The 24175-nt window shown below is 42.8% G+C and carries 13 protein-coding genes; 4 read left to right on the forward strand and 9 right to left on the reverse strand.

Features of this window, described 5'->3' with window-relative positions; genetic code table 11:
* Window positions 1-104: 104 nt before the first annotated feature.
* Together MTO98_RS22790 and MTO98_RS22795 are read right to left on the reverse strand one after the other, a co-directional pair.
* Window positions 105-2054 carry an ATP-binding protein gene (locus MTO98_RS22790; protein WP_243481285.1) on the reverse strand — a complete coding sequence of 650 codons (1950 nt, stop codon included), beginning with the start codon at window positions 2052-2054 and terminating at the stop codon, window positions 105-107.
* A 177-nt stretch (window positions 2055-2231) separates the two neighbouring features.
* On the reverse strand, window positions 2232-3929 hold the full coding sequence (locus MTO98_RS22795) for a PAS domain-containing protein (protein WP_243481286.1): 1698 nt from the start codon (window positions 3927-3929) through the stop codon (window positions 2232-2234).
* Between the two features lie 267 nt (window positions 3930-4196).
* On the opposite strand from MTO98_RS22795, the gene MTO98_RS22800 reads away from it, so the two are divergent.
* From MTO98_RS22800 to MTO98_RS22815, 4 genes are all read left to right on the forward strand, one after another.
* Window positions 4197-4664: a hypothetical protein gene (locus tag MTO98_RS22800; protein ID WP_243481287.1), complete on the forward strand. Its 468-nt coding sequence runs from the start codon at window positions 4197-4199 to the stop codon at window positions 4662-4664.
* A 251-nt stretch (window positions 4665-4915) separates the two neighbouring features.
* On the forward strand, window positions 4916-5566 hold the full coding sequence (locus MTO98_RS22805; RefSeq protein WP_243481288.1) for a FadR/GntR family transcriptional regulator: 651 nt from the start codon (window positions 4916-4918) through the stop codon (window positions 5564-5566).
* Window positions 5567-5577: 11 nt separating this feature from the next.
* Window positions 5578-6411: a sulfite exporter TauE/SafE family protein gene (locus tag MTO98_RS22810; RefSeq protein ID WP_243481289.1), complete on the forward strand. Its 834-nt coding sequence runs from the start codon at window positions 5578-5580 to the stop codon at window positions 6409-6411.
* A gap of 17 nt (window positions 6412-6428) precedes the next feature.
* Complete coding sequence (locus MTO98_RS22815; protein ID WP_243481290.1) at window positions 6429-6830, forward strand: DUF1634 domain-containing protein; 402 nt, start codon at window positions 6429-6431, stop codon at window positions 6828-6830.
* 420 nt (window positions 6831-7250) lie between these two features.
* Here the strand turns inward: MTO98_RS22815 and MTO98_RS22820 are convergent, their stop codons facing one another.
* The 7 genes from MTO98_RS22820 to MTO98_RS22850 all read right to left on the reverse strand — a co-directional run bounded on the left by MTO98_RS22820 (window position 7251) and on the right by MTO98_RS22850 (window position 24048).
* Window positions 7251-9191 (reverse strand): heparinase II/III family protein, encoded by a 1941-nt coding sequence (locus MTO98_RS22820; RefSeq protein ID WP_243481291.1) that lies wholly within the window; start codon window positions 9189-9191, stop codon window positions 7251-7253.
* A gap of 15 nt (window positions 9192-9206) precedes the next feature.
* Entirely contained in the window at window positions 9207-10439 is a 1233-nt protein-coding gene (locus tag MTO98_RS22825) for a glycoside hydrolase family 88 protein (protein ID WP_243481292.1), read from the reverse strand.
* Between the two features lie 142 nt (window positions 10440-10581).
* Entirely contained in the window at window positions 10582-12333 is a 1752-nt protein-coding gene (locus MTO98_RS22830; RefSeq protein WP_243481293.1) for a RagB/SusD family nutrient uptake outer membrane protein, read from the reverse strand.
* 19 nt (window positions 12334-12352) lie between these two features.
* A complete protein-coding gene (locus tag MTO98_RS22835; RefSeq protein ID WP_243481294.1) occupies window positions 12353-15658 on the reverse strand; it encodes a TonB-dependent receptor in 3306 nt (1101 codons plus the stop codon).
* A 257-nt stretch (window positions 15659-15915) separates the two neighbouring features.
* A complete protein-coding gene (locus MTO98_RS22840) occupies window positions 15916-17982 on the reverse strand; it encodes a glycoside hydrolase family 2 protein (protein ID WP_243481295.1) in 2067 nt (688 codons plus the stop codon).
* A 181-nt stretch (window positions 17983-18163) separates the two neighbouring features.
* Complete coding sequence (locus MTO98_RS22845) at window positions 18164-22252, reverse strand: hybrid sensor histidine kinase/response regulator transcription factor (RefSeq protein WP_243481296.1); 4089 nt, start codon at window positions 22250-22252, stop codon at window positions 18164-18166.
* Between the two features lie 272 nt (window positions 22253-22524).
* The gene (locus MTO98_RS22850) at window positions 22525-24048 is read right to left on the reverse strand and encodes a hypothetical protein (protein ID WP_243481297.1); all 1524 of its coding nucleotides are present in this window, start codon (window positions 24046-24048) and stop codon (window positions 22525-22527) included.
* Window positions 24049-24175: the final 127 nt, after the last annotated feature.

The raw sequence follows: 24175 nt of genomic DNA on the forward strand, positions 1-24175 counted from the left end.
TCTCAGCAGCCGACTGCCAAAAGGATAAAGGTTATCCCGGTGAAAAGAAATCAGGAGTGAAAGGGATGATAAAATAGTCCTTTGATACAAAAACACACCGACCGTTATGCCGAAACCGGCATAGCCACAAAAAAGGTACTGCCTTTACCAACCTCACTCTCCAGCCAAATACGGCCATGATTAGCTTTTACAAAATCTTTTGTTAAAAGCAATCCTAATCCGCTTCCTTTCTCTTTTTGTGTACCGAAATTAACCTTGAGGTTACCAGAAAGAAAAATAGCCTGCTGTTCCGGACCGATCCCGACGCCTTGATCAGCAACCTTAAAAATCACCTCCTTGCTTGCAACCGGAACTTCGGCACCAATACTGATCAGGCCACCTCCGTGGCTAAACTTAATTGCGTTCGACAATAGATTTCTGATAATGAACTCAAAATGGTTAATATCGGCATGCAGGTTCAGGTAATCGGGCAAATGATTTTCCATACGGATACCTTTTAATACTGCCTGCTGGCCAAGCAGCTGAATGCACCGTTCAACTACGGGTTCAGGGTTAAAATCTACGGGCTGTACCTTTACTCCCTGTAACTGCGACTTTCCCCATTCAAACAGGGCCTGGAGCAGTTCAAGCGATGCGGCTGTTTGTTTGCGCAGTTCCTTAACCATGAGTTTCATTTCATCGGGCGGTAACTCTTCCGTATCCATCAGTTCAAACAGTTGTGCCGCGCTCCCCGCAGGGCCCTTCAGATCATGCCCGATCACTGAAAAAAGTGTATCCTTGACCCTATTGGATGCAATTAACTCCTTATTGAGCGAACGGCTTTTTCGCAGGTACCTCAACAGGAGCACCAGAAGGCACAAGATGATGATCACAACTGCCAGTCCGCACCAAAGCAGCAGCCGTTTCTGATGATTTGCCTGTTCCAGGTACAAAAGTTTTTCATGTGCACGTTCCAGTGCGTAACTGCTGTCAAGTGCCGTGATCTCCTTCACCGTATCGCCATTAAGCAAACTGTCAACGAGGTGACGCTGCTCGGTTAGCGCCGTCATGGCCTCTCCATAATCTTTTTGTTGCCGGTAAACGGCTGCCAATGCTGCATAAATACGTGCTTCAAGCTGCGGATGATGAAGTGCCTGGGCTATCAGGAGGGCCTGCTTCAGGTCGGCGATGCTGCCTGCGGTATCAGAATTTTTTAGTATTTCGGCAATATGAAGCAAAGCTTCTGCTTGCTCATCTGATTGATGGGATTTTCCGGCATCCGTTAAAGCTTCCTTGTATGCTGCTAAGGCCGAGCGGCTATCTTTTCGCTGTTCAAAAGCCTCGCCTTCGGCATTCAGCAAGTGGGCCGCCTGCTCCTGCATGCCCTGCCCAAGGCTGTCACGTACCCCTTCCCGGAAATAGTGCAGCGCATGTTCGGTATCTCCGCGGCGTTCATACAAACGCCCAATGGTTTCCAAAAGACTAAAATATGCTTCCGGTTTGTAGCCGCGGTGCTCGTACTGCGTAAGGGCGCGCAGGTAAAAGCTTAGCGCCTGGTCATGCATGCCTTTTTCATCAGCTGCTTTACCCATATCGGTATAAGTGACAACGATACCCAAACTATCGCGGCTATCATGATAATACCTCATGGCACGGTTGAAATCAGTATTATCACCATCGAGCAGACCAAGGGCGTCATAACTCCGGGCTACACCTGCCGCATCGTGCAAGCGACGAAAAAGACTGAGTGATTCATTGTAAAACTGACGCGCCAATTGTGTGTGCCGGTGCAATGCATTAACCTCTCCTAATTGCAGCAACAGATCGGCCAGAGCAACGTCATCGTTTCGTTTTTCAGCAATGGTAACACCTTTGTTAAGGTAATAAACAGCCGAATCCGGTTGATCTTTTGCGTAATACAGGCTCAACGACCTGAAAATTCTGATCTTTTCTGCATCTGAGGCTAAAGGCACGCGGCTAAGCTGTTGTGCAGGGAGTTGAGCATAGCCTGTTAAAGGCATGCTGAATAATAAAATAAGGAAATAAATTACACGGCCACCAGGCAAATCGGACATATACTTTTTACGGGGCCGAACAAATTTTGGTTTTAAACTTTATTTGCCCCCTAATGATAGCTCAGAAATCCAGTATCTTATATTTTTTTGAAATAGTACTATGCCCCCCTCACTATAGACGCGCAAGGAAAAATATATCACATCCAGTAGCTTTACTTTCGTTTTACCAGTGGTACTTCAATTAGTGCGATAAAAATGAGGTATCATGTTGCTTTTCTGATCTGCCGCATCGCAAGGTACTTCCCTGATTATGCCTGAAAAAATGCGGTTCTCCCCGTCGATAACAGGACTTATCTTACCCGTTCCGCTGAGCCAGATAATGCGGCCATCATTAAATCGTTTAAAAGCATATTTAAAATCGTAGTCAGTACCGTTTGCAATGGCTGCGGTGGCTACCATTTTTAACTTTTCCCTGTATTCCCCCGGAACCTGGCCTAAAACAAGCTCGTTGGATAAGGGTTCATCTTTATCCCATCCCAATATTTCAGCATAAATAGGATTATAATTAAGCTTCCTGGTAACAAGATCAAAAGACCAGCTGCCAATACGAACGGCTGATAAGGCAAGTCGAAGCATAGCTTCAGACTGTTCTAATTTTAACCGGGCCATCACATGGTCAGTTATATCGGTAGCAATTATAAAAATGCAATCAGTAATTCCCGGAAGGTGTTGGATCGGCTGGTAGATCATGTCGAAATAACGGGTTTGCATAACACCGTCGAATTTTAAAACGCTCTGTAATTCTGCATTGACGTAAGCAATACCTGAACGGCGGACCTCATCCAGAATTGCAATAAAAGGCTGACCTTCCAGCTCAGGCAGCGCCACGGCGAGCGGCTGCCCCAGCACATCAGTATTTTTGCCCCAACAGCTTATGATCTGTTGATTGGCAGTTTCAATGATATGATCGGGCCCTTTTAATATCGCTATGGCAACCGGTGCATTCTCAATCAGGATCCGCTGCCTGCTTTCACTTTCCATAAATAGCTTTGTACGCTCGGCAACATGCTTTTCAAGATTTAGAGTTAGTTCTTCGAGCTGGGTTTTAGTTTGTAATAATTCCCGGTGGCTCTCTTCCAAATCGGTAAGAGCCCGGTTCAGTTTTACGTTAGTTACTGCCAGATCTTCGGCCATGGTGAGTTCTTTCATGATGGCCTGTTCAATATCATCCCTGAGCAATACCTTATCTGTAATATCATGAATACGAGCCACCAGGAACTTCACGAAACCGTCTGCTACAACGGGCGTAATTTCAATATCCCACCAGTTAGATTGCCTGTTATAAAATACCGGAGACGGTTTACTACACTCGAAAGGTAACATATGAACCTTACTGCGAATGCCAATTGCTTTTTGACAAGCTTTGATCAATAAATTGCTTTTATCATCATCTTCCTGTAAACCCAATGCCCTAAATAGGGACAATCCTTTCACATCCTGTTTCGGGTTACCGGCAATAGTTTTAATAAATGTTTTATTACAGGTAAGCACCACCAGGTTAGCGTCCTGTGCATCTATTATTCCTACCGGAATTTCCATATCAATTAAAGCCTGAATTAATGAATTATCAAAACAGTTTGTTGAAGGAGCTTCCGCCGCAAAAGGCTCATATTCTGCCAGGCAAAATTTGTCCCAACTTTCGTAACCACAATAAACGGCGAGCGTATTGAGAGAAAGTAAAGAAGGCGGAAACTTGCTTATCGAAAAACCAAAGATCCGCTTGAGTGTGATCTCACTGATTCCCATCCTCGTTTTTTCAATGATGAGGAAAGATAAAAAACGGCAATCCTTTTCCGCCAGGTTTTTAATTCCTGCAATATTTAACGTTTGTGATTTAATGGCATTAAGACGAACTGGATTCAATGACGCGCTCATATATCAATCTGTTACAGATCAAGAATTATAATTTCTTGTTAATTTAAGTTTTCGTTTAGCAGGAAAAAGAATACAAAAATAGGCATATTTTAAACTAATAACTTAAAAAATATACTAATTAAACAATATATGAAAAATATAAAATGTATGGCATTCCTGAAAGATGTAAATGAAAATAATTTTCAGGTGCATTTTTATTGTACCTTAGGCCGCCATAAATAATTTTTAATTAAAAAATCATCTTTATAATTTAACCTTAACAGCACCATGAATGCTCCTTCCGCACAAAAAAACCTGCTTTTTTTTCTAAACCGGGTTTTTCATGTGGCATCACATCTTGCAGAGCGACTGGACGAACTCAAAGAAATTCCTTTGTTTGAGGAATTCCAATCTACAATCACTGCTGCCATCATTTCGCTTGAACAACAACTTGACCAAATTGACAATATCTTTGCCGTATTTGGAGAAACAACTTCATTATCAATACAAGACCCGCTGATATTGATAATGGAGAATGCTTTCAGCAGAATATACGATGAAGATTCCTGCCCACCCATTTTGGCACTGCTGGACTATGTTTCTCTTGGCAACTCAATAATGAGTGAAGGAAATGCCATGGCAAATCTGGCTTTTACCGGAACCCATGATTTAAAAACAATTGAACCTCATTTAAATACCCCTGCTGTACTTCAACCATTAATGATGGCACTTCAGGAAATGTGCAGCGCAGTGTAAGCTATTCACATTTACCGCTATGCATCTCTTGGCCCGAACTCAAGCCTCCCCGATTTTTCCGACTTTACCAGCATAGGTATTCCTAATTGACATTAGTCCTCGGGGCAGGTTCAGCCTGATAGCCTTGATGAGGCTAAATGGCCAACACTTCTTTGTTATACTTCATAATACGAATGTCAAATTATAAAAACCATTTAAAACATCTGATGTTTAAATTAAAACATCGTATGTTTGCAGTGTAATTAACGACAATGAAGAATCAAAAATTATCAGATCAGGTTTCCGCAAAGATCAGGCAGGATATACTTGATGGAAAATACAAGGCCGGGGAAAAAATACCGGCCGAGCCTGAGTTGATGAAAGCTTATGAAGTTGGTCGGTCAAGTATCCGCGAGGCGATCAAAAGCCTGGCAATGTCCGGTATTCTGAAAGTTCAGCAAGGCTCAGGCACTTTTGTGAACGAAGTATTGCCGGAAGAAAACATGACCGAGCGGTTACGCGTAGCCGATTTTGACGAGATCAATGCCGTGAGGAAATTACTGGAGGAAGAAATTGTGAGGCTGGCAGTAGAAAATCACACCCAGGCAGAGTTGAATGAAATTGAAAAACAGCTTACGCTCAGGAAACAGGCAATTACCGAAGAGGACAGGCCCGCCTGTACCAATGCAGACATCGCCTTTCACCTGGCTATAGCTAATGCATCCCATAATAAGGTACTTGCTTCGCTCTACCAAAATTTCACCCATACTATCCGTACCTTTTTTTCCAAACGTGAGGCACAGGGCATAGGGCATTTTGCTATGAGCCATCACCTTCATGCAGAACTTTTACAAGCTATCAAAAACAAAAGAAAAAAACAGGCCCAGGAACTCATCAGGAATATCCTGGATCATAATTATTAATTCAAAACATCATGACTATTCTCACATTCACTTTAATATTATTGGCGGGCGCCTATCTTGCCGGCCTGGTGGGCTCCCTTACCGGATTAGGCGGGGGCGTAGTGGTAATACCACTGCTTACACTTGTTTTCCATGTTGATATCCGGTACGCTATTGGCGCGGCCTTACTGGCTTCCATCGCTAATTCATCAGGTGCGGCCAGCGCCTATGTAAAGGAAGGGATAACCAATATCCGCCTGGGTATGTTCCTGGAAATTGCTACAACCGTAGGCGCTGTTGCAGGTGCGGTGATTGCTGTGTACACGCCTACCAATACAATAGCTATTCTTTTCGGCGCGATCCTGCTTTTTTCGGCAGCAATGACTATCCGTAAAAAAAATCAGCAAGCGTTAACCAATGGCAGCGCCCTATCCCTGAAGCTTAAACTGAACAGCAGTTATCCTACTAAAGAAGGAGAAGTGAAATACCAGTTAAAAAATGTAGGTGCCGGCTTCTCCATCATGACACTTGCGGGTATCATGTCTGGTTTGCTGGGCATTGGCTCCGGCGCACTCAAAGTACTGGCCATGGATTCGACAATGCATATCCCTTTTAAAGTTAGCACCACCACCAGTAACTTCATGATCGGTGTAACTGCGGCTGCAAGCGCGGTGGTTTACCTGCAACGTGGTTATATGGACCCCGGCATTGCATTCCCCGTTGTACTGGGCGTGTTGGGCGGGGCATTTACCGGGTCAAAACTGCTAACCCGTTTAGACCCCAAAGTATTAAAATACATTTTTTGCCTTGCCATCTCTTTTGTTGCTATCGAGATGATATATAACGGCTACAATCACCAGTTTTAAAATTTAACCGGTTAATCATGAAAAATTTAATTTCAAAACATTTTCTTGCCGATAGGGATATCGAACAGCTTATCGGCTTACAGTTAAGATATGGGGTAATCATTTCCAGCCTGATCGTGCTGGCCGGCGGAGTACTTTATTTAAGCCAGTCCGGGCAGCTCCCTTTGCCGCCATATCACCATTTTGCAGGCACAAAGGGCGGTTTTACAAGCTTCGGTGAAATCCTATCCGGAATAGCAGCGATGCGCGCCGGCGGGATTATCCAGTTTGGCGTAGTAGTACTCATTGCCACCCCCATTTTACGGATTGCATTTTCCCTGCTCGGCTTTGTGCTGGAAAAAGACAAGATGTATATCCTGATCACAGCAATTGTACTGACAGTGATGATGCTGAGTATATTCGGCGGGCTTAAGATTTAAGTGCCGCCTTATTACAAACCAGTTCAAGCCATATTGTTTAATTTAAAGAACTGTTATCATAAAAATTAAACCTTTAAAAATAAGATCCCCTTATTTCATACGGCTTGAAACATGGAAACAGGCTCCATACGACCCCGCCAAAATCAACCTAACCCTGATCGGGCTGATTTTGGTGGTTCATTTCTGCCCCCCCGCAAACCTTTGGCAATGAAAAATCGATTTGAATTTAGTTATTACGTTTCTCATTGTAGTTAAAAGCCAGCCGAGTTTTTAGGATTCAATTTGATCAAAGGACTGAAAAGCTATAACGCATGTATTGAAAGCAGAGTTGATCATCAGGAACAGCACTTTAACATTGGCATGGAAAACCCTTCAACCGCCATTTCTGATAATGTAACACCAGTAATGGCCGGGCCATTTTTATTTATAAATCTGATAAACAATAGTCCTGACACGATCGTGAAACTTCCCTGTTAGTGTGATGCGCCAGATATCGCGGCCATTCCACGATTCTTTTATACCCTGGTCTTCCGGCGTAGTTAATTGTATTTTTTCTTTGTTAGCGTCCCATAACGCTGCATCATAATCAAGATAAACATTTTTGCCGTTACTTGTTTTAAATATGATCTTACCTGATTGTGAAATATCGGCATCGCAAACCGTCATAAATGTTTGTGAAATACTGTTAAGGTCTGCATTCATTTCGTACCGGTCAGTTACGGTGATCCCTTTGTTCTTTTTTAAAGCAACATCGCGGTTCCAGGCCTTTATGCCGGCAGATGCAGGATAAGCTTTGGCTATATCCATATTCAGCGCCGAACCGCTTCCTTTATTTACAAATTGAACATTTGCAGCAGTATATTTAGTACCATCAGCTTGCTCCTTACCATTTATTAGAGGCAGATTGTGGTAAGCAGATGTATTAAACCAAATGGTATAACGGTATTGCGAAAATGTTTTACTGGTATAAGTTCCGGAACCTACATCAATAATCACAGGTTCGCCATCCGCATAAACAATAAAATCGCCCACATCATTATGGTTATGGCTTTCGCCATTGTTGCCTGCATGAGATGCAAGGAACAAGCCGTTTTTTGTACGCGACGCCATTAATTGCACATCGCTATACCAAACGTTGTCACTAAGGTTCTCGGCTGCCGGATAAGCGGCGCATTCTTTATCTGCCAACAAATTATATAAATAGCGCGAGCGAAAAAATCGCTGGATACCGGCGTCATGACTGCTCAACTGATGATAGGCCCAGCTTCCAAACCCCATCATCGGTTTTGAGCTGATATCCTTACCAAAACGGTAAATCATTAACGCATCGGGGGTAAGGGTTGCATGCGCATCGGCAACATTAATAAAATATCTACCGGCAATATGTGTCTTGTAAATGTATGATCCCATTTTTTGTATAAATGGATCTGCGTAAATATTCACTTTACCCCCTGTGCCATCATAAAGCAGGTTTAGGGCGTCAAAAACGCAGCCGCCTGCAGCTCCCCAATAACTTGGGCCTTCTTCACAACCACCGTCTACCCCAAGGCCATCTATGTATTGGTCAACAATTTTCATGGCTATATGAATAGCCTGTGCACGTTTAGTTTCGTCTTTTTGCACAAGTAAATTAGCCGCAATATAATTAGATGCTATCCATGGTGCCCAGTTGTTTAGCCGGACCTCGGGATTACCACCGCCCATCCATCCGTATTTGGCGGTAACCATTGGGGTAAAAATCCGGCGGTCTATTTCATGAGCGATCCGCGGGCGAACCAGTTTGGATACTTTATCCAGCTGCGACCCGACAAGATAGTCTGTCCAGGCGAGTAATGAACCTGTTTCGGCCGAAAAAAGATCTACAACAGGGTCCTGCACATCGGGCAATCCGGCACCGGCTTTCTGAATACCTAAATGTGCACTTACTCCCCAGAAACTCTCTTCGCAAACAGACCACACGCCATTGACAATCTGATCACTGAAGCGGCCCTTGCCTTCTACTGCTTCTGCCATTACAAGGTCCTGTAATTTGGCGCGTTTTTCGAAAGATAGTTTTTCGTAATTGCTGCGATTACCATTACGCACGTAATCAAGAGCAGTAGTGGCAGGTATATTATTAAAATTGTAGTCAATTGCTTTCTCCCCCATTTTAATGAGGTGGTTCACCATACTGTCGGCTAATATACCTCGCCAGCCCTCCGCCGTTTGAGGAAACGGACGAAAGCTACCTTGTTTAATAAGCGCACGGTCTACCTCTTGTTGAGGAGTTTTCTGCAGCAGATCACGATGTATGAGTTGCGACCAGCTTTTAAAGCTTGACAGCAGCAATACCAATAACAAATATGATTTTATGTTTTTCATGATAGTATTTAAATATCAGAATTTTACGGGGCTTGTCAATTTTTGATAGCGTAATAATGCTTCCAGGTAATAGTAATCGGCATAAATTAGCGGTACATCGATCTCCACCCCGTTGGGTAAACTGCCTACACTATGTTTCAATATAAAAAATCCATTGGTACCTACGTCAGCACGATATGTTTTTGTGCTAAGCGTTTCCAACATTTCCTTTGCAGCGCCGAATAAACGGCTACGGTCATTACTGCCGGTAAATGTACAAAGCTCAAGAAAAGCTGAACTGGCCACAGCAGCAGCCGATGCATCGCGCGGAACAGTTTTATATTTTGAAGGATCATAACTCCACCTTGGATTGAAGCCGCTTTGATTTACGTTGAAATCCCAATAGGGTATTTTATCTGCCGGCAAGTTTTTTTCATTCAGAAAGTAATATGCAGTCTTAATTGCAGCGTTAAGAAACTCCTTTTTATGCGTTTCCCGATAGGCTACCGTAAATGAATAAATTGCCCATGCCTGCCCCCTTGACCAGGCAGAATTATCTGCAAAACCCTGCTTGGTTTCCCTGCTAAGTACTTTACCTGTTTGAGGATCGTAGTTAACTACATGATACGCGCTGTAATCGGGCCGGAGATGATTCTTCAGCGTTGTTTCGGCATGTTTTATAGCAATATTTTTATATTTAGGATTGCCGGTAACTTTTGAAGCAAAAAAAAGCAATTCAAGGTTCATCATATTATCGATAATAACCGGAAAATTATAAACGGAATGCCCATCCCACGACTTGAATGAATCCCACGATTTGATAGCGCCAACCTTGGGATTAAACCTGGTAATCAAAGATTCTGCACTTTTGATCAGCACATCGCGATAAGCCTTATTACCAGTTAGCCTGTAAGCATTACCAAAGCTGCAATACATCATAAAACCCAAGTCATGCGTGGTGGTATTATACTGAGCCTTTTCCAGGGATCGTGTCCACTTTTCGGCAACTGCTTTCCAATTTTCAGTCTTGAAATATTCATACTCATACCAAAGACAGCCAGGCCAAAAACCAACTGTCCATTCACCAATATCAGTACTTATTACCTCACCTCTTGCATTTATGGTTCTGGGATAACGGGATATGTCTGTTGCCGCACGCAACATACCGTTGTATTGTTGTGCGGAAAGTAAAAAATTCTGATGCACAAAATCGTTATGAACATCATTTGTGCTGCTGGTATCTGCCTTGTGTGCAGCATGTAACATCATCGGATTCGCCGATAGTAGAAATATATAAAACAATAATGCTTTCAATGTTTTGGTTCGCTTTAAGCTAATCGAAATCATCGCCGTTCCCCTCTCTTAGCAGGGCAGGAACGGCGATAAGGTTCATGTACTATCATTTGCCGGGTTAGTTTGTCCAGCCCGGAGTTTGCTTAAGGTTAGGATTACGTTGTGTCTCCACCAATGGAATTGGCCATGAATTGGTGTAATCGCCCTGGTAAGTATAGGTATATACGTTTGCTCCCCATACCTGTTTGGTGCCATTGCCCGGATAAAAAACCTTATCCTTCCATGTTTGCCATCTCAATTCGTCGAAATAGTTAATGCCTTCATTCGGAAATTCCATGCGGCGTTCATCACGTATGCGGTTACGCAAATCATCCTGACCTGCTACGGCAGTAGCCGCACTTGAATTAAGCAGGCCAACACCTGCCCTGGCGCGTACTTCATTCACTTTTGAAATAGCTTCATCCGTTTGACCGGCCTCATTAAGCGCCTCAGCCCACATCAGCAATACATCGGCATAGCGGATAAGCGGAAAATCGGTAGGCCCATAGTTACGGCCAATGATTTCAGAATTACCTTCATAAACAAACTTGCGGTACAGATAGTAAAACTGGCTTTGTGTATCAGTTTGCAAGTCGGCATTATCAGGGCCGGCAGAACGGTACGGCCATCTTGATACACATGCTGCATTTACATTATTATAAACACCGTTATAGATTGAATAAGGAGTAATTACGTTGGCCACCAGGCGCGGGTCGCGGTTTGCATAGGCTTTTAGTATACGCTCTTCATTACCTGTTGGCAGGTAAAGGTCCATTTTGGCACCACGAACCGTAGCAGCAGTTATTTCGGCAGCCGTAAGATTGTTACGCAAAAAATAAACCTCACGTTGTGCAGGCGCAAGGCTGCTATAGCCTGGGATTACATCATCCCATTTAAATGTTGAACCATCTGCATTTTGATACAGATCCACAAGGTTAGGCGATACCAGGTAATCGTTCCAGCAAGAGCCGAATGATGAACGGGTTCCGCAAAACCATTGCGTTGTTGATCCGTCATTTACCACGCTTACATTCTGTATTGAAAAAATCATTTCTTTACACTGCTCATTGGCGGTTTTAAATAACTGAACATAGTTTGAATATAATGCATAGCCTTTGGCTTTAACCTGTGCAAAATCGGCCGCGGCGAGGTCCCATTTTTTCATATACATATAGGCTTTTCCCCTAAGTGCATAGGCTGCACCCTTGGTTGCATGGCCGTAATTTGCATCGCCGGCATTGTAAATATCCGGCAGGTTAGGCTCATTAATAGCATCGGTAAGATCGGTGACAACCTGGTTCCAGACTTCGGTTTCTGATGAGCGCGCTTCTGTTGCCTGGTCGGGCGTATAAGGTTTAAGATATATGGGTACTCCTTTAAATACCTGGTTAAGACGCAAATAGTAATACGCGCGCAAAAATTTTCCTTCGGCTACGTAGCGAGCTTTCTTTGTATCTGCAGACGGCGATTTCAGCGGCATGTTTACAATAACATCATTGCAGCGCTGTATGCCCTCATACAAATGCGACCATACCGATGAAAACAAACCATCGCCGGTAGTTTCAGTTGCCGACAATAACGATTGCTGATTCCTGTTTTGCCCGGTGAAGCCAAACCTATCAAGCATATACAGTTCTTCGCCGCTGTCACCTCCGGTGTTCAGGCCCAAACGCAGCGCGTTGTAAGCCCCGGCCACACCCAGATCTGTAAGGTTATCTGTAGTCCACATATTGGCGGTAGCAACAGTTGAATATGGTGCTGTATCCAGCTGATTTTTTTTGCAACCAGTAGCTAAAATTGCAGCCAGTGTCAAAATATATATCTTTTTCATGTTCTTGTTCATTTAATGATTAAAACGAAGCGTTAATTCCAACAGAATACTGACGCATGGTTGGGTATCCTATGCCTGCACCAATTTCCGGATCAAGCCCCGGATAACTGGTAATGGTGATCAGGTTTTCACCTTCAATAAAGACCCTAACTTTGCTAAGGGCCAGTTTTTGTGTCCACCTCTTGGGCAGCGTATAACCCAGCTGCGCATTTTTAAGTTTGGCATAAGATGCGTTGTACAGGTAAAAATCGCTTGCCATGCCTGCGTTTTGTGGGTCGGATGTATTTTTCAGGCGAGGATAATGAGCATTGATATTATTCGCCGGATCGGAAGGATTGGCCTCGTTATAATAATAATGATCATTAGCAACTATGTTATTAACCGCATAACCAAGCTGTACAATAGAATTGGTATAACCGTTTGCATTCCAGTAATAATACATACCAAAGCTGCCAGCCCATATCATTTGTGCATCAAAGCCTTTGTATGACATGTTTAATTGAAATCCTGCATTGTACTTTGGCAGCGACGATTTGTTTGTGAATTTAGCATCAAAGCTGTTACCATAAATACCGTCGCCATTGGTGTCTCCGTAGATCAGATCGCCGTAATAGATCTGGGTTTTGCTAACACCATTGGCAGGTAAAAACTTGTAGCCCGCAGCCACCATAGCATTCAACCATGCCATATCCTGTGGAGTGCGGATCATACCATCTTTTGGCCCGCCATTTTTATTTACAGAGCCATCGCCATTAAAATAGCCGCCATTGCCTTTGTAAACAGGATTAAGATAATATTCGTTAATGATATGTCCTTCAATGATACGGGTACTGCCTCCGCTTGAAACAAGACCTATGTTTGAGGCATAAGCTTGACTGCCGCTTGCATCAGTCACATATCCCTCCTGTAACCCACCTTTGTAGGTTTGCACGCGGTTAAAATTGTAAGCGATATTGCCAGATACGCTGTAATTAAAACCCCCTGCTTTACCCTGATAATTAAGAGATAATTCGATACCTTTATTATTTACCGCTGCGATATTTTGTGTTGCGGCACTGGCCGTACCAACCGTAATCGGGATGGTAGGAACAAATAAGATCCCGTCAGTATATTTTCGATAAACGTCGGCCTCAAAATTCAGCGCATCATGAAATAAAGATCCGCTAAGGCCCAGGTTAGTTGTCGTGGTAGTTTCCCAATGAAGATTAGGGTTAGCAAATTTTGTAGACGCCAGCCCATTAACTACGGCACCATTGAATGAATAGGCTACAGTGCCATAACTTGCCTGGTAGTCATAATTCCCGGCAGAGGCATTGTTACCGGTTTGGCCCCATGATGCGCGTAATTTCAGGTTGCTGATGTATTTATCTGCATTTTTCATAAATGGCTCTTCTGAAATACGCCAGCCGGCTGCTACAGCAGGAAAAAATCCCCATCGGTTTCCGCCTGCAAATTTTGACGAACCATCATAACGAAACACGGCTTCAATCAGATAACGCTGTTTAAAATCATAATTTAAACGACCAAAAAATGACCGCAATGCATAGTCATAAGCGTCGCCGGTTGCGGCAATGGGTGTAGTTGCCGAATTAAGTGTAGTAATAGTTGGGTCTATCAATCCCTGCTTGGTAGCATTAAAATTGTAGTATTTATAATAATATTGATCATAACCAAACAAGGCTGCTACGCTATGATCTTTAGCAATAGTGGTATTATACTTTAACGTTGCGTCAAGCGTTACCAGGTAATCTTTATTAAAATCATAATATGTGGTGAGTACATTTGGCGCTGCACTGGTTGTTTTAAGCTGGTTGGTTGCCAGGTTCCATTTCTCAAAAGGAACACTGAATTTATTATCTTCCTGCGACCGTGTCTGATAATTAGCTTTCAGCTCAAGCGTAAGGCCTTTGTACAGATCTGCATTGGCAAATACCGTAGTATTTAAGCGGTTAACCTGGTTAGTACCACCGTTTGAATTAAGGAAGCTCAAAATGTTATTGGCTGTCGCCGATTCTTCGGGAGCTGAAGGGAAACCATACTTGCCATTGTACAGCGGGTAAACACCCGGCGTGGTTTGATAAAGGAAATTAAAAGCATCTCCGGTATTACCCGGGCTAAAATTTTGCTGTGAACCAAATGTTTGCGTGCCAACAGTGAGGAACTTATTTACTTTCGATTGCAGATTTATCCTGAGTTGGTATTTGTTGGCACCCGTGTTTGGCATAACGCCGGGGTTGTACAGATAGCCAGCCGAAATCAGGTACTGCGTGTTATCATTACCCCCGTTTAGCGTTATGTTATGATTTTGCAGTATGTTATTTTTAAAAATAACTTTTGCCCAATCAGTGTTAGGATAAGCGATATGGTTGGGTACACCAATAGCATTAAGCCCGTTCGGATCGGCGTCGGCCTGCTGCCACTGAGCAATGGTAGCATCTGTGTAGATAGGTGTTTGCCCGAGATTTCTGTACCCTTCGTTAACCAATTGCATATGACGCACATAGTCAGATACAAAAGATGGCAAACCATTTGGCCTTGTTTGAGACACTATTGCCGAATAGGAAACGTTGGTTTTGTTCTTTGCACCTTTTTTGGTGGTAACCAATATTACCCCATTGGCTGCCAGTGAACCGTAAATTGAAGATGCAGCAGCATCCTTTAGTATAGAGATGCTTTCAATATCCATTGGATTTACGGCATCTAACGTGCCTTGTATCCCATCAATGATCACTAAGGCCCCGTTGTTGTTGAGCGTCCCCAAGCCCCTGATACGGATGGTTGCACCATCGCCCGACGGATTGGCGGAAGTTTGCTGAACCTGCACACCGGCACTTAAACCAGTCAAAGCTGATGACACGTTTGTTACCGGACGATTTTCCAGATCCTTTGCACTTACCGTAGCAACGGACCCAATAACATTTACTTTCTTTTGAACACCATAACCCACAACCACAACATCGCCCAGGCTATTGTTTTGGTCGGCAAGTGTAACATTAATGGTAGTTGCGGTCCCTACCGGTTTCTCCTGCGTTGCAAGACCCACAAATGTAAATATCAGTACGGCATCATTATTAGGCACGGTAATGGTGTAAGCACCCAATGCATTGGTAACTGTGCCATTAGCAGTGTTTTTAATAGCAACGCTCACGCCAGGTAAGGTTTGCCCCTTGCTATCGGTAACTGTACCGGATATCTTTTTTGATTGAGCTGATGCCGTAAATGTGAGCAGCAATAATGAAACAAAGACGATAGTTGCCTTTGCGACAATTTTTCTTAATACAACCGTAACAAAACGCGGCTGATCCCATAAGTAAAAATGATCCATTTTAATAAGTTTAAGCTTTATACTTGGTTGATTGGTTTTTAAATTGGCAAGCTTTCGGGTACCTTGTACCGGGCCGGCCGGCTGTTAAACAGTCTGCTGTTTTTAGCCCGGATCGATTTTGGCTATTTGTATATTGGTCATAATCTGGTAATTGGATATCACTAATTTCTAATTAACAATGCAGCGTCCCGGGGCAAAATCCTTAAGATTTAGGGGTATAATTTTTAATAATTACCCTTTAAAGCATTATTTCAGCATTATTCTGCCATTACCCATTTGCATGAGTCGCTTACAAGCTTGCCTCTCTCACCGGCTTTGATCACTATGTTATTAACACCCTTTTGCAAAGGCACATCTTTCCATTGCACAACGTGATAGGCATCAGGTTTTGCTGGCTCTGACACGAGTTTACCGTTCACAAACAAATTCACCGTTTTGTAGGTAGCATAAGCCTTAATATCAGTAGTGGGTTTGCTGCGTTGGGTGTTTCGCCTATCGGTGATGTATAATACAGGCTGATTACTCCAGTTGGCTTTATAGAAATAGAAAGCATCTTTACGCAGCTTACGGTTATAAGTAACGAGCCCTTTATCGTTCATACCGGTACTATCGCCTTCGGTGCGGATTGACGAACCGAAATCTGCAAGGCACCATACAAACTTGGCCCATACAAAAGGGCGTTCATTAAGTTCGCGCCAGTTTTGCTCATGATAAAAGGCTTGCCATGCTTCGGGATGAAAGCGCCCCTCAGGATTGGGTCTTGACAATTGCTCGGTGTGTTTGTACGGACTTGCCCCTGCTCCATATTCGCTGATACCAAAGCACATTTGCGGATACAACCGGTGCACTTTATCGGCCCAGGTACCCATCTCTTTAAAGTCGCCGCCATACCAACCGAAATACCGGTTCCAGGCAATTACATCAGTAATAGTATTTAATTTTTCGTTATCCAGAAATGTGGCACAGGTAGTAAGTCTTGTAGGGTCTTCCTTTTGCACCTGGGCCCTTAACTCCTTCAGAAATGGGATGGGGTCATCGCTGTCAAGTTTAAGTTCATTAAAAAGTCCCCAGAAACAAATAGATGGATGATTGTAGTTTTGCCGGATCATTTCCGTAAGTACCTGCCGGGCCTGGCTTTCCAAATCGCCGTTTTTGATATAACCAGAGCCAGTGTACCCGCCGGGGCCAACAAACGGAATCTCGGACCAAAGCACTAAACCTGTGCTATCACAAAGATTATAGAGATATTGCCCATGAGGGTAATGCGTTAACCGTAATGCAGTAGCACCTGCTTCACGTGCCAGGGCAATATCTGTGCGGTAGTTAACAGGTGTATAAGCTGAGCCTATACCTTCGGCATCCTCATGAAGCCCAAAACCATGCAGATCGAGGTATCTGCCATTCAGAAAGAAACCCTTATCAGCAGTTACTTTAAAGTATCTTAGGCCAAGAGGCTGCTCAATCTGATCGATCACCATGTTATTGCGCATCAACTGCACCTTAACCCGATATAAATAGGGATGCTGTAAACCATTCCAAAGTATTGGCCTCTTTATTGTAAGCGATTGAGCACACTTTGAGGTATCACTAACTGTATTTAACGAAGACACTATTATCTTACCGGCACTATCCAATACTTCGGTTTTGATCTTAAATGCTGATTTATTGGTAAGCGATAATTTGGTGGTAATATCTAAATCAGCCGAGGCTTCCGACACCCGGCGCTGCGTTATATAAATGCCAGACGAAGCATAATCCAGCGGTGTGATGCAATCTTTATCAGTAACGATGAGTGATACCGGCCGGTGAATACCACCATAAACATTGAAATCGCCACATAACGGCAGCACATCAGGGCGGGAGGCATTGCTTACCTGCACTTCGACAGTGTTATTTTGCCCGGGTTTTATAAGGTGTGTTACCTCAACACAAAAAGCCGTATAGCCGCCTTTATGTGTTGTAACAAAATGCTTGTTGACCAACACAGTAGCTACAGAATTGGCCCCTTCAAAGTACAGAAATACCCGCTTGTTATCCCAATTCCTGGAGGCCGGAATTTTTTTGGTATATATTCCTGTTTCTCGTTTGTAAGTAAGATTTTTTGAAAAAGCCTCACTGGCATTCCAGGTATGCGGAAGCGTTACATCGATAATATCGGGATGTTGCCGTACGTCATAAGCAAAATAAAATTGCCATCCTTTGTTTAAGTTAATTACTTCTCTGCCATCTTCCGGATTGGCTATGTGTAACGTTGCCAGTGAAAACAAAGGCATTGCAGTTATAAAAAGTAATGAAAAGAGTGACCTCAGTATAGATTTATTCATTGAATATTGATTTGTAACTGGCAGCGGCGGTAGCTGGGATGAGTTCGCCGTTGAGACAAAACTGCCGATATCGAAACCAATAAAAGGGGTAATTTTCGCAATGATTGAGGGTAATTTTCTAAAAAAAAGCCCTTATTGCCATATTTTGGCTAATATTTGAAACAAATTGCGGGATCTGACACTATTTGCGAATATTGCTCTGCAGAAACTCATTTGGTGCTTTACCAAATTGTTTCTTGAATTCTTTGCTGAAATACTTTCTGTCGTTAAAACCCACCATGTATGCAACTTCAAAAACCGACCTGTCGTTTTCCTGAAGTAATTCCATTGCCTTCTGCAAACGAATATTTTTAATAAGTTCATTTACCGTAGTACCTGAAAGCGCATAAAGCTTTTTGTACAACACCGGCTGACTCATACCCATCTCGGAAGAGAGAAACGGCACGTTCAGGTCATCTGAATCGATATTGTCATGTATCAACCTGATCATCTTTCGCATAAACGGATCGTCCATTGCATCGGCAGATCCAGCTGTTGATTTTATGGTTTTTGGTTTATTTTCCGCGTCAACTTCCGTTAATGTCCCCGGTAGTCTCAACTGTGCCGAAAATCTTTCATGCAGCTTGGTGCGCAAACGAAGCAGGTTATTTACTTGCAATGCAAGAGCCTGCATGCTAAATGGCTTTGTGATATATACATCAGCGCCGCTGTCAAAACCTTCAACCTGGTTGTCGGTAGTTGAACGTGCTGTAAGTAAAATAAATGGGATATGACAGGTCCGTTCGTCGGCCTTTAATTTACTGCAAAGTGTAATTCCGTCCATTTCGGGCATCATTACATCACTAATAATCACATCCGGTATTTTTTCAACAGCACTTTGTAAGCCTTCAAATCCGTTTTTGCATGCAATAATATTGTACGCTCCTTGTAGCTGTTCGCAGATAAGTGCGCACACATCGGCATTATCTTCAATTACCAGGATAGTGTTTTCAAAAGTGCGGCTTACAATGTTATTCAACGGCTCAACAGCGTTTTGCGAATCAGGGAAAACCGCAGCAAATGGTTCTTTCCTAACGGGGGTGCTATTGTTAAACCCCCCATTGCCTATATACTTCTCCTGAAAATGCGAACAGCCTTTCTTTAACGTTACCGAAAAAACAGTACGATTACCATTAGCTGATAAATCACTTTCAACCGAAATAACTCCCTTATGCAGATCAACGATGCTCTTTGATAAAGCCAGCCCAATACCGTAGCCCGTATTTTGTTTACCATGGTCATTCTCCTGGAAATAGTTTTTGAACAGGTTCTTTAAATTATGCGGGGCAATACCATGGCCATTATCGGTTATTGAAATCTTCACCAAATCCGTTTGCTCATCTACAGTAATATCGATGAATCCGTGATCATCTGTATACTTGCAGGCGTTGAAGATAAGGTTGAAGAATACTTTCTCTAATTGCTCTTTATCAAAATACAGTAAAATCCCCTCTGCCTGGCACGTGAAGCCCGAACTGATGTTTCGTGATAAAAAGCTATCAAAAAAAGAAGATTGTATTTCGTGCAAAAACGCCACCAGGTCATGCTGTCCTATATGCAATTTCAGGTTGCCGGTTTCGGCCTTTCTGAAATCCATCAGTTCGTTAACCAGATGAAGCAGGCTGTTTGAATTTTTTTTGATGATCTGCAATTGATTCTTTTGGCTTTCGTCATGCAAATTGTTGATCAACAACTTTTCAAGCGGCCCGAAAATAAGGGAGAGATGGGTACGGATCTCATGAGAGATATTGGTAAAAAAGCTAAGCTTCAACTGGGTAAGCTCTTTATCCCTCTTCAGCAAAGATTGCAGGATAAAGAAGCGTGCTATGAAAAACACAATTCCACCAGCCAGTAAAACATATAATACATAAGCCCATCCCGTTTGCCAAAAAGGGGGTAAAACTTTTATCTCCAATACAGTAGCTTTTCCCCAAACATGGTCGTTATTAGAACCTTTTGCGTAAAATGTATACGACCCAGATGGCAGGTTTGTATAGTTTACAGTCGGGATATCTGTGTAAACCCATTCCTTATCAAAGCCATTAAGCTTGTAAGCATATTTATTCTTTTCTGGTTTGATATAGTTAAGCGCAGCAAAATTGATGGTAAAAACATTCTGCGAGTGCGAAAATATAAGACTTTTTGTAAGGCTGATATCTTGCTTAAGTATTTTATCGGCCTGGTTGATACCCACCGGTTGATCGTTTAATTTAAGCTCGGTTATCATCACCGGCGGTGGGATGTTGTTATCAATTATCTGTGAAGGAAAAAAACTGGTTATACCATACAAACCACCAAAAAGCATCTCGCCGGCAGCAGTTTTATAACAGGAGTTTATGTTAAAAGTATTACCTCCCAGGCCATCGCGTCTGCTATAATTTTTAAAGGCAGTGCTTTTTATGTTAAAGCGCGATAAGCCATTACCTGTCGAGATCCAGAGATTATCGTGCTCATCATCTAAAATTCCCAATACATTATTATTGACCAGGCCATTTTTTTCTGTATAACATTCAAAGCGTCCTGCCGGGGCATTAAACGAAGCCAACCCTGCGTAATACATACCTACCCACAAACGCTTATCACCGTCTTCGTGAATACAATTAACATAATTTGCACTCAGGCCGTCGGCCGTGGTAAACCCACGGATGGTTTGCCTTTCGGGATCAAGTTCAAATAAACCGTTGTCTGTACCAACCCATAAGTTATGCTGATGATCTTCTAAGAGAGCATGTATCGCTTTCCATTTTATCTTATCGAGCAATGGTATCTTTACCGGTTGCAATTCAGTGTTACTCCTTTTAAACAACAGCAAACCTGTTCCGGTACCAACCCAGAAATTGTTCCGCGAATCTTCAAATATTGAAAGTACCTCAGAGGTGAGCGTTACTTTATCATTATCCTTATACAGGTATCGGGTAAAACGTTTGCCACCCGCTGCAAGTACATTCAAACCGCCGCCATGTGTACCTACCCAGATATTTTGGCTCCTATCACAATAAACTTTTTTGATAAGGTTAGCACCCAGCGATGCAGGGTCATGTAAACTGTTTTGATAACTGTTAACCAAATCACTGGCACGGCTATAATTGTATAAACCGGCCCCTTCGGTGCCTATCCACAGATTGTGTTTCTGATCCTCAGTAATGGCGCTGACTACGTTATTATTGATAACAGCGTGGTAGCGGTCTGTCTGAAAAGCGGTATTATAGGCCGATGCCATATTAACGCCGCCAAAATAGGTGCCAATCCAAACCGAATTACTTTTATCAATAAAAATACTGTAGACGGAATTTTGGCTCAAACTGTTTTTATCTTCCGGATCGTGCCGGTAAGATACCAGTTTCCTTGTTTGCGGGTCGATGATACTGATGCCCCATTGGGTGCCTACCCAAATCTTGCCGGCCCCATCCTGCCTAAGGATACGGATGTTGTTGTTAAGAGGATCGTTAATACTGTTGTAATGCGAAAACTGTGTAAACGTACCTGTGGAAATTTTAAGAATGTTTACACCACCGTGTAAGGTACCTATCCATAAGTTATGCTGAGCATCTTCCGTAAAAGCGGTTACGTTATTATCGCTGATAGTATTGGGCTTACCTTTTTCCGAACGATATATTTTAAAAACATATCCGTCCCCACTACGCTCCATTTTAATCAGCCCATCTGATGAGCCTATCCAGTAGGCCCCGTTATGATCCTGGTAAACAGCTTTAAAAGGCCCATTCAAACTATCGGGCATTGCAACCCTTACACATCGGTATGGCGCTTTTTTTGATATCAATCCTAAGCCGTTCCAGTTACATACCCATATATTTCCCTGCCTATCCTGGTAAATATCATTTACCAGCGAATTGTAGATACTGTCCCGCCCATTTTTAAACAAAATATGCGTAAAGTCATCAGTTTTCGGGTTATACAAATCCAACCCGTTACTGGTGCCAACCCATAAGTTTCCTTTCCTATCGCTCAGCAGCGCCCTTATATATCCTGAAGAAATACCATTTTTATCCTGTTTATTAACATTATAAGTTTTGAACGTGCGGGTGTCGTAACGATTGAGCCCTCTTTCGGTACCAAACCATATAAAGCCGCGGCTATCCTGCGTTATTGCCAGTACCGAATTTTGCGATAATCCATCATCAACAGTTAAGGATTGAAACGATACATGTTGTGCAGTTACCGTTGTAAAGCAAATAAAAAAGGAAAATAGCAGGCTCGTTAAAAATCTCATCCCCAATAGCAGTTCTCTTTAAATAAGCTACCTGTTGTAAAAGGTTTAATTGGTATACAATAATACAACTAAATTTTGAGGCAACCGGCTAAAATGGAAACATTACACCCCAGCTAAACTCCTAATATTTACAAATATTAATGCAGAACCCAATACACCACTGTATAGTAGCTGGCCTGTTTTCAGAGCATGCAGATTAGCTAATTTTAAGATATTTAACTGATAAAAGATAAATTCTACATATAACCATTACCTTACAGCTAATTGCATTTTTAATGCTTTATAGGTTTGCAAACTAAAACCAAACCAGGATCTGACAGATCTCCCGCGGTCTTTGCCGAAAGCCCAACCTCTCTGATAATATCTCCGGACAGAATAATTTTATTACCGCTAACAGTGATTCGCTTAGTTATATCAACAGGCGTATCACCTGCAAGGTCCTGTGCCCAAAACTTGTACCCATGGCCAATCGCGTTAGGAAGAATGAAAGTCAATGACTGATAATCGCCAAATATGCCTATGGGCTTAGCTAGCCCTGGAATTTGTTGAACTACACTAACCCGCCTGGTGATATAACTACGGTTCAATGCGCGGCCAATTGTGGCAATTGCAATGGCACCATTGGGATATCTCGACGATAAAACAAATGGTTGATCACCGGATTTTTCTTCGATAACCGCGGGTGGTAAACCACGGCTTATCCTGGCCGGGGCAGCAGCTTTCAAAGTATTGCCAACCTTAGCATCTCCCCAGGTGTCCCTGAACCCAACCACCCAGGTATCCTGCAACGCAATATTATCTATATAAAAATCCTTTGATCCTACTTTAAACGGTATTGCTATACGATGCCAGCGTACTCCGCGAACCACTTCATCTACCCGTAATTTTATGTCCCTGCCAACAGGAGGAAATGCAAAATCACGCTTTCCATCCGGAAGATCACCTTTGAAAGGATGCCGCATCACTCCTATTGCACATCCCAAACCGGCGGCAATGTATGGCTCATCTTCGCAATTTATTATGGTATTTGTATTAAGTTTTGAGCCGTATGATATAAGATCAGCAATCCGTTGTATGGTAACTGGCTGAGCAATTACATTTTGAACATCATACGTTCTGTAAACATCGGCAAAGCTCAAAGACTCTTTGGTTATTGCATGTTCGATAGTTAAATGCGGTGCATAAGTTTTCCCTAACCGGGTTAACATTCCCCTCCACTCTGCGTTATGCTCCTGCCTTCCCCAGTCTACTTTCAAATAAGCAAAATCGGCTTTGTTGGCAGCTTGCATTCTTATCTTCCAGTAAGCTTCGGGGCTTAACTGGCTGATACCAGCCTTCTGTGCACTTATCCAGCCGCCGGCACCTTTCCAACCTGCTGCTTTTACGGCCTTAACAAATTTGGTAAGTCTTTCTTCCGCATTGCCTGTAAATGAAGGGAATCTGCTTTCATCCAATTCGTCTAAGCCGATGTATTTGCTTTTACCCGAATTTTCGGATTTCGGAATGTCCCACGAATCGTCCATAACAAAAATCAGGTCCTTCCTGATTTTTGGATAAAATTTTATCCATCCCTGATAAGTGCTGTCGCCAAACAGGTTGCTTTCATTTAATGCCTGCCGCGTTGCTTCTGTAGAAGAGTAACTGCATACATAACCCTGAATGTTCCAGGTGTTAAAATAATCGGTTGCTGCAGACGGCTTATCAGGAACCAGAGATTTTACTTTTTGTGCGTAGCTGCATTCGTTAACACCCAAAAACAATAAGACTAAAAGCGGGATTACATTTTTGATTATCACTGTTGTAAAAAATTAATAGATAATGTTTGGATATTGGCAGGCAATGTTAGCAAAATACAATTGCTGCGTGGTATTTGAGCTGTTTATTTATATGTGCCGACATGAATTGTATAACCTAAGTTAACTT

Source organism: Mucilaginibacter sp. SMC90, assembly GCF_022811725.1.
GTDB lineage: Bacteria > Bacteroidota > Bacteroidia > Sphingobacteriales > Sphingobacteriaceae > Mucilaginibacter.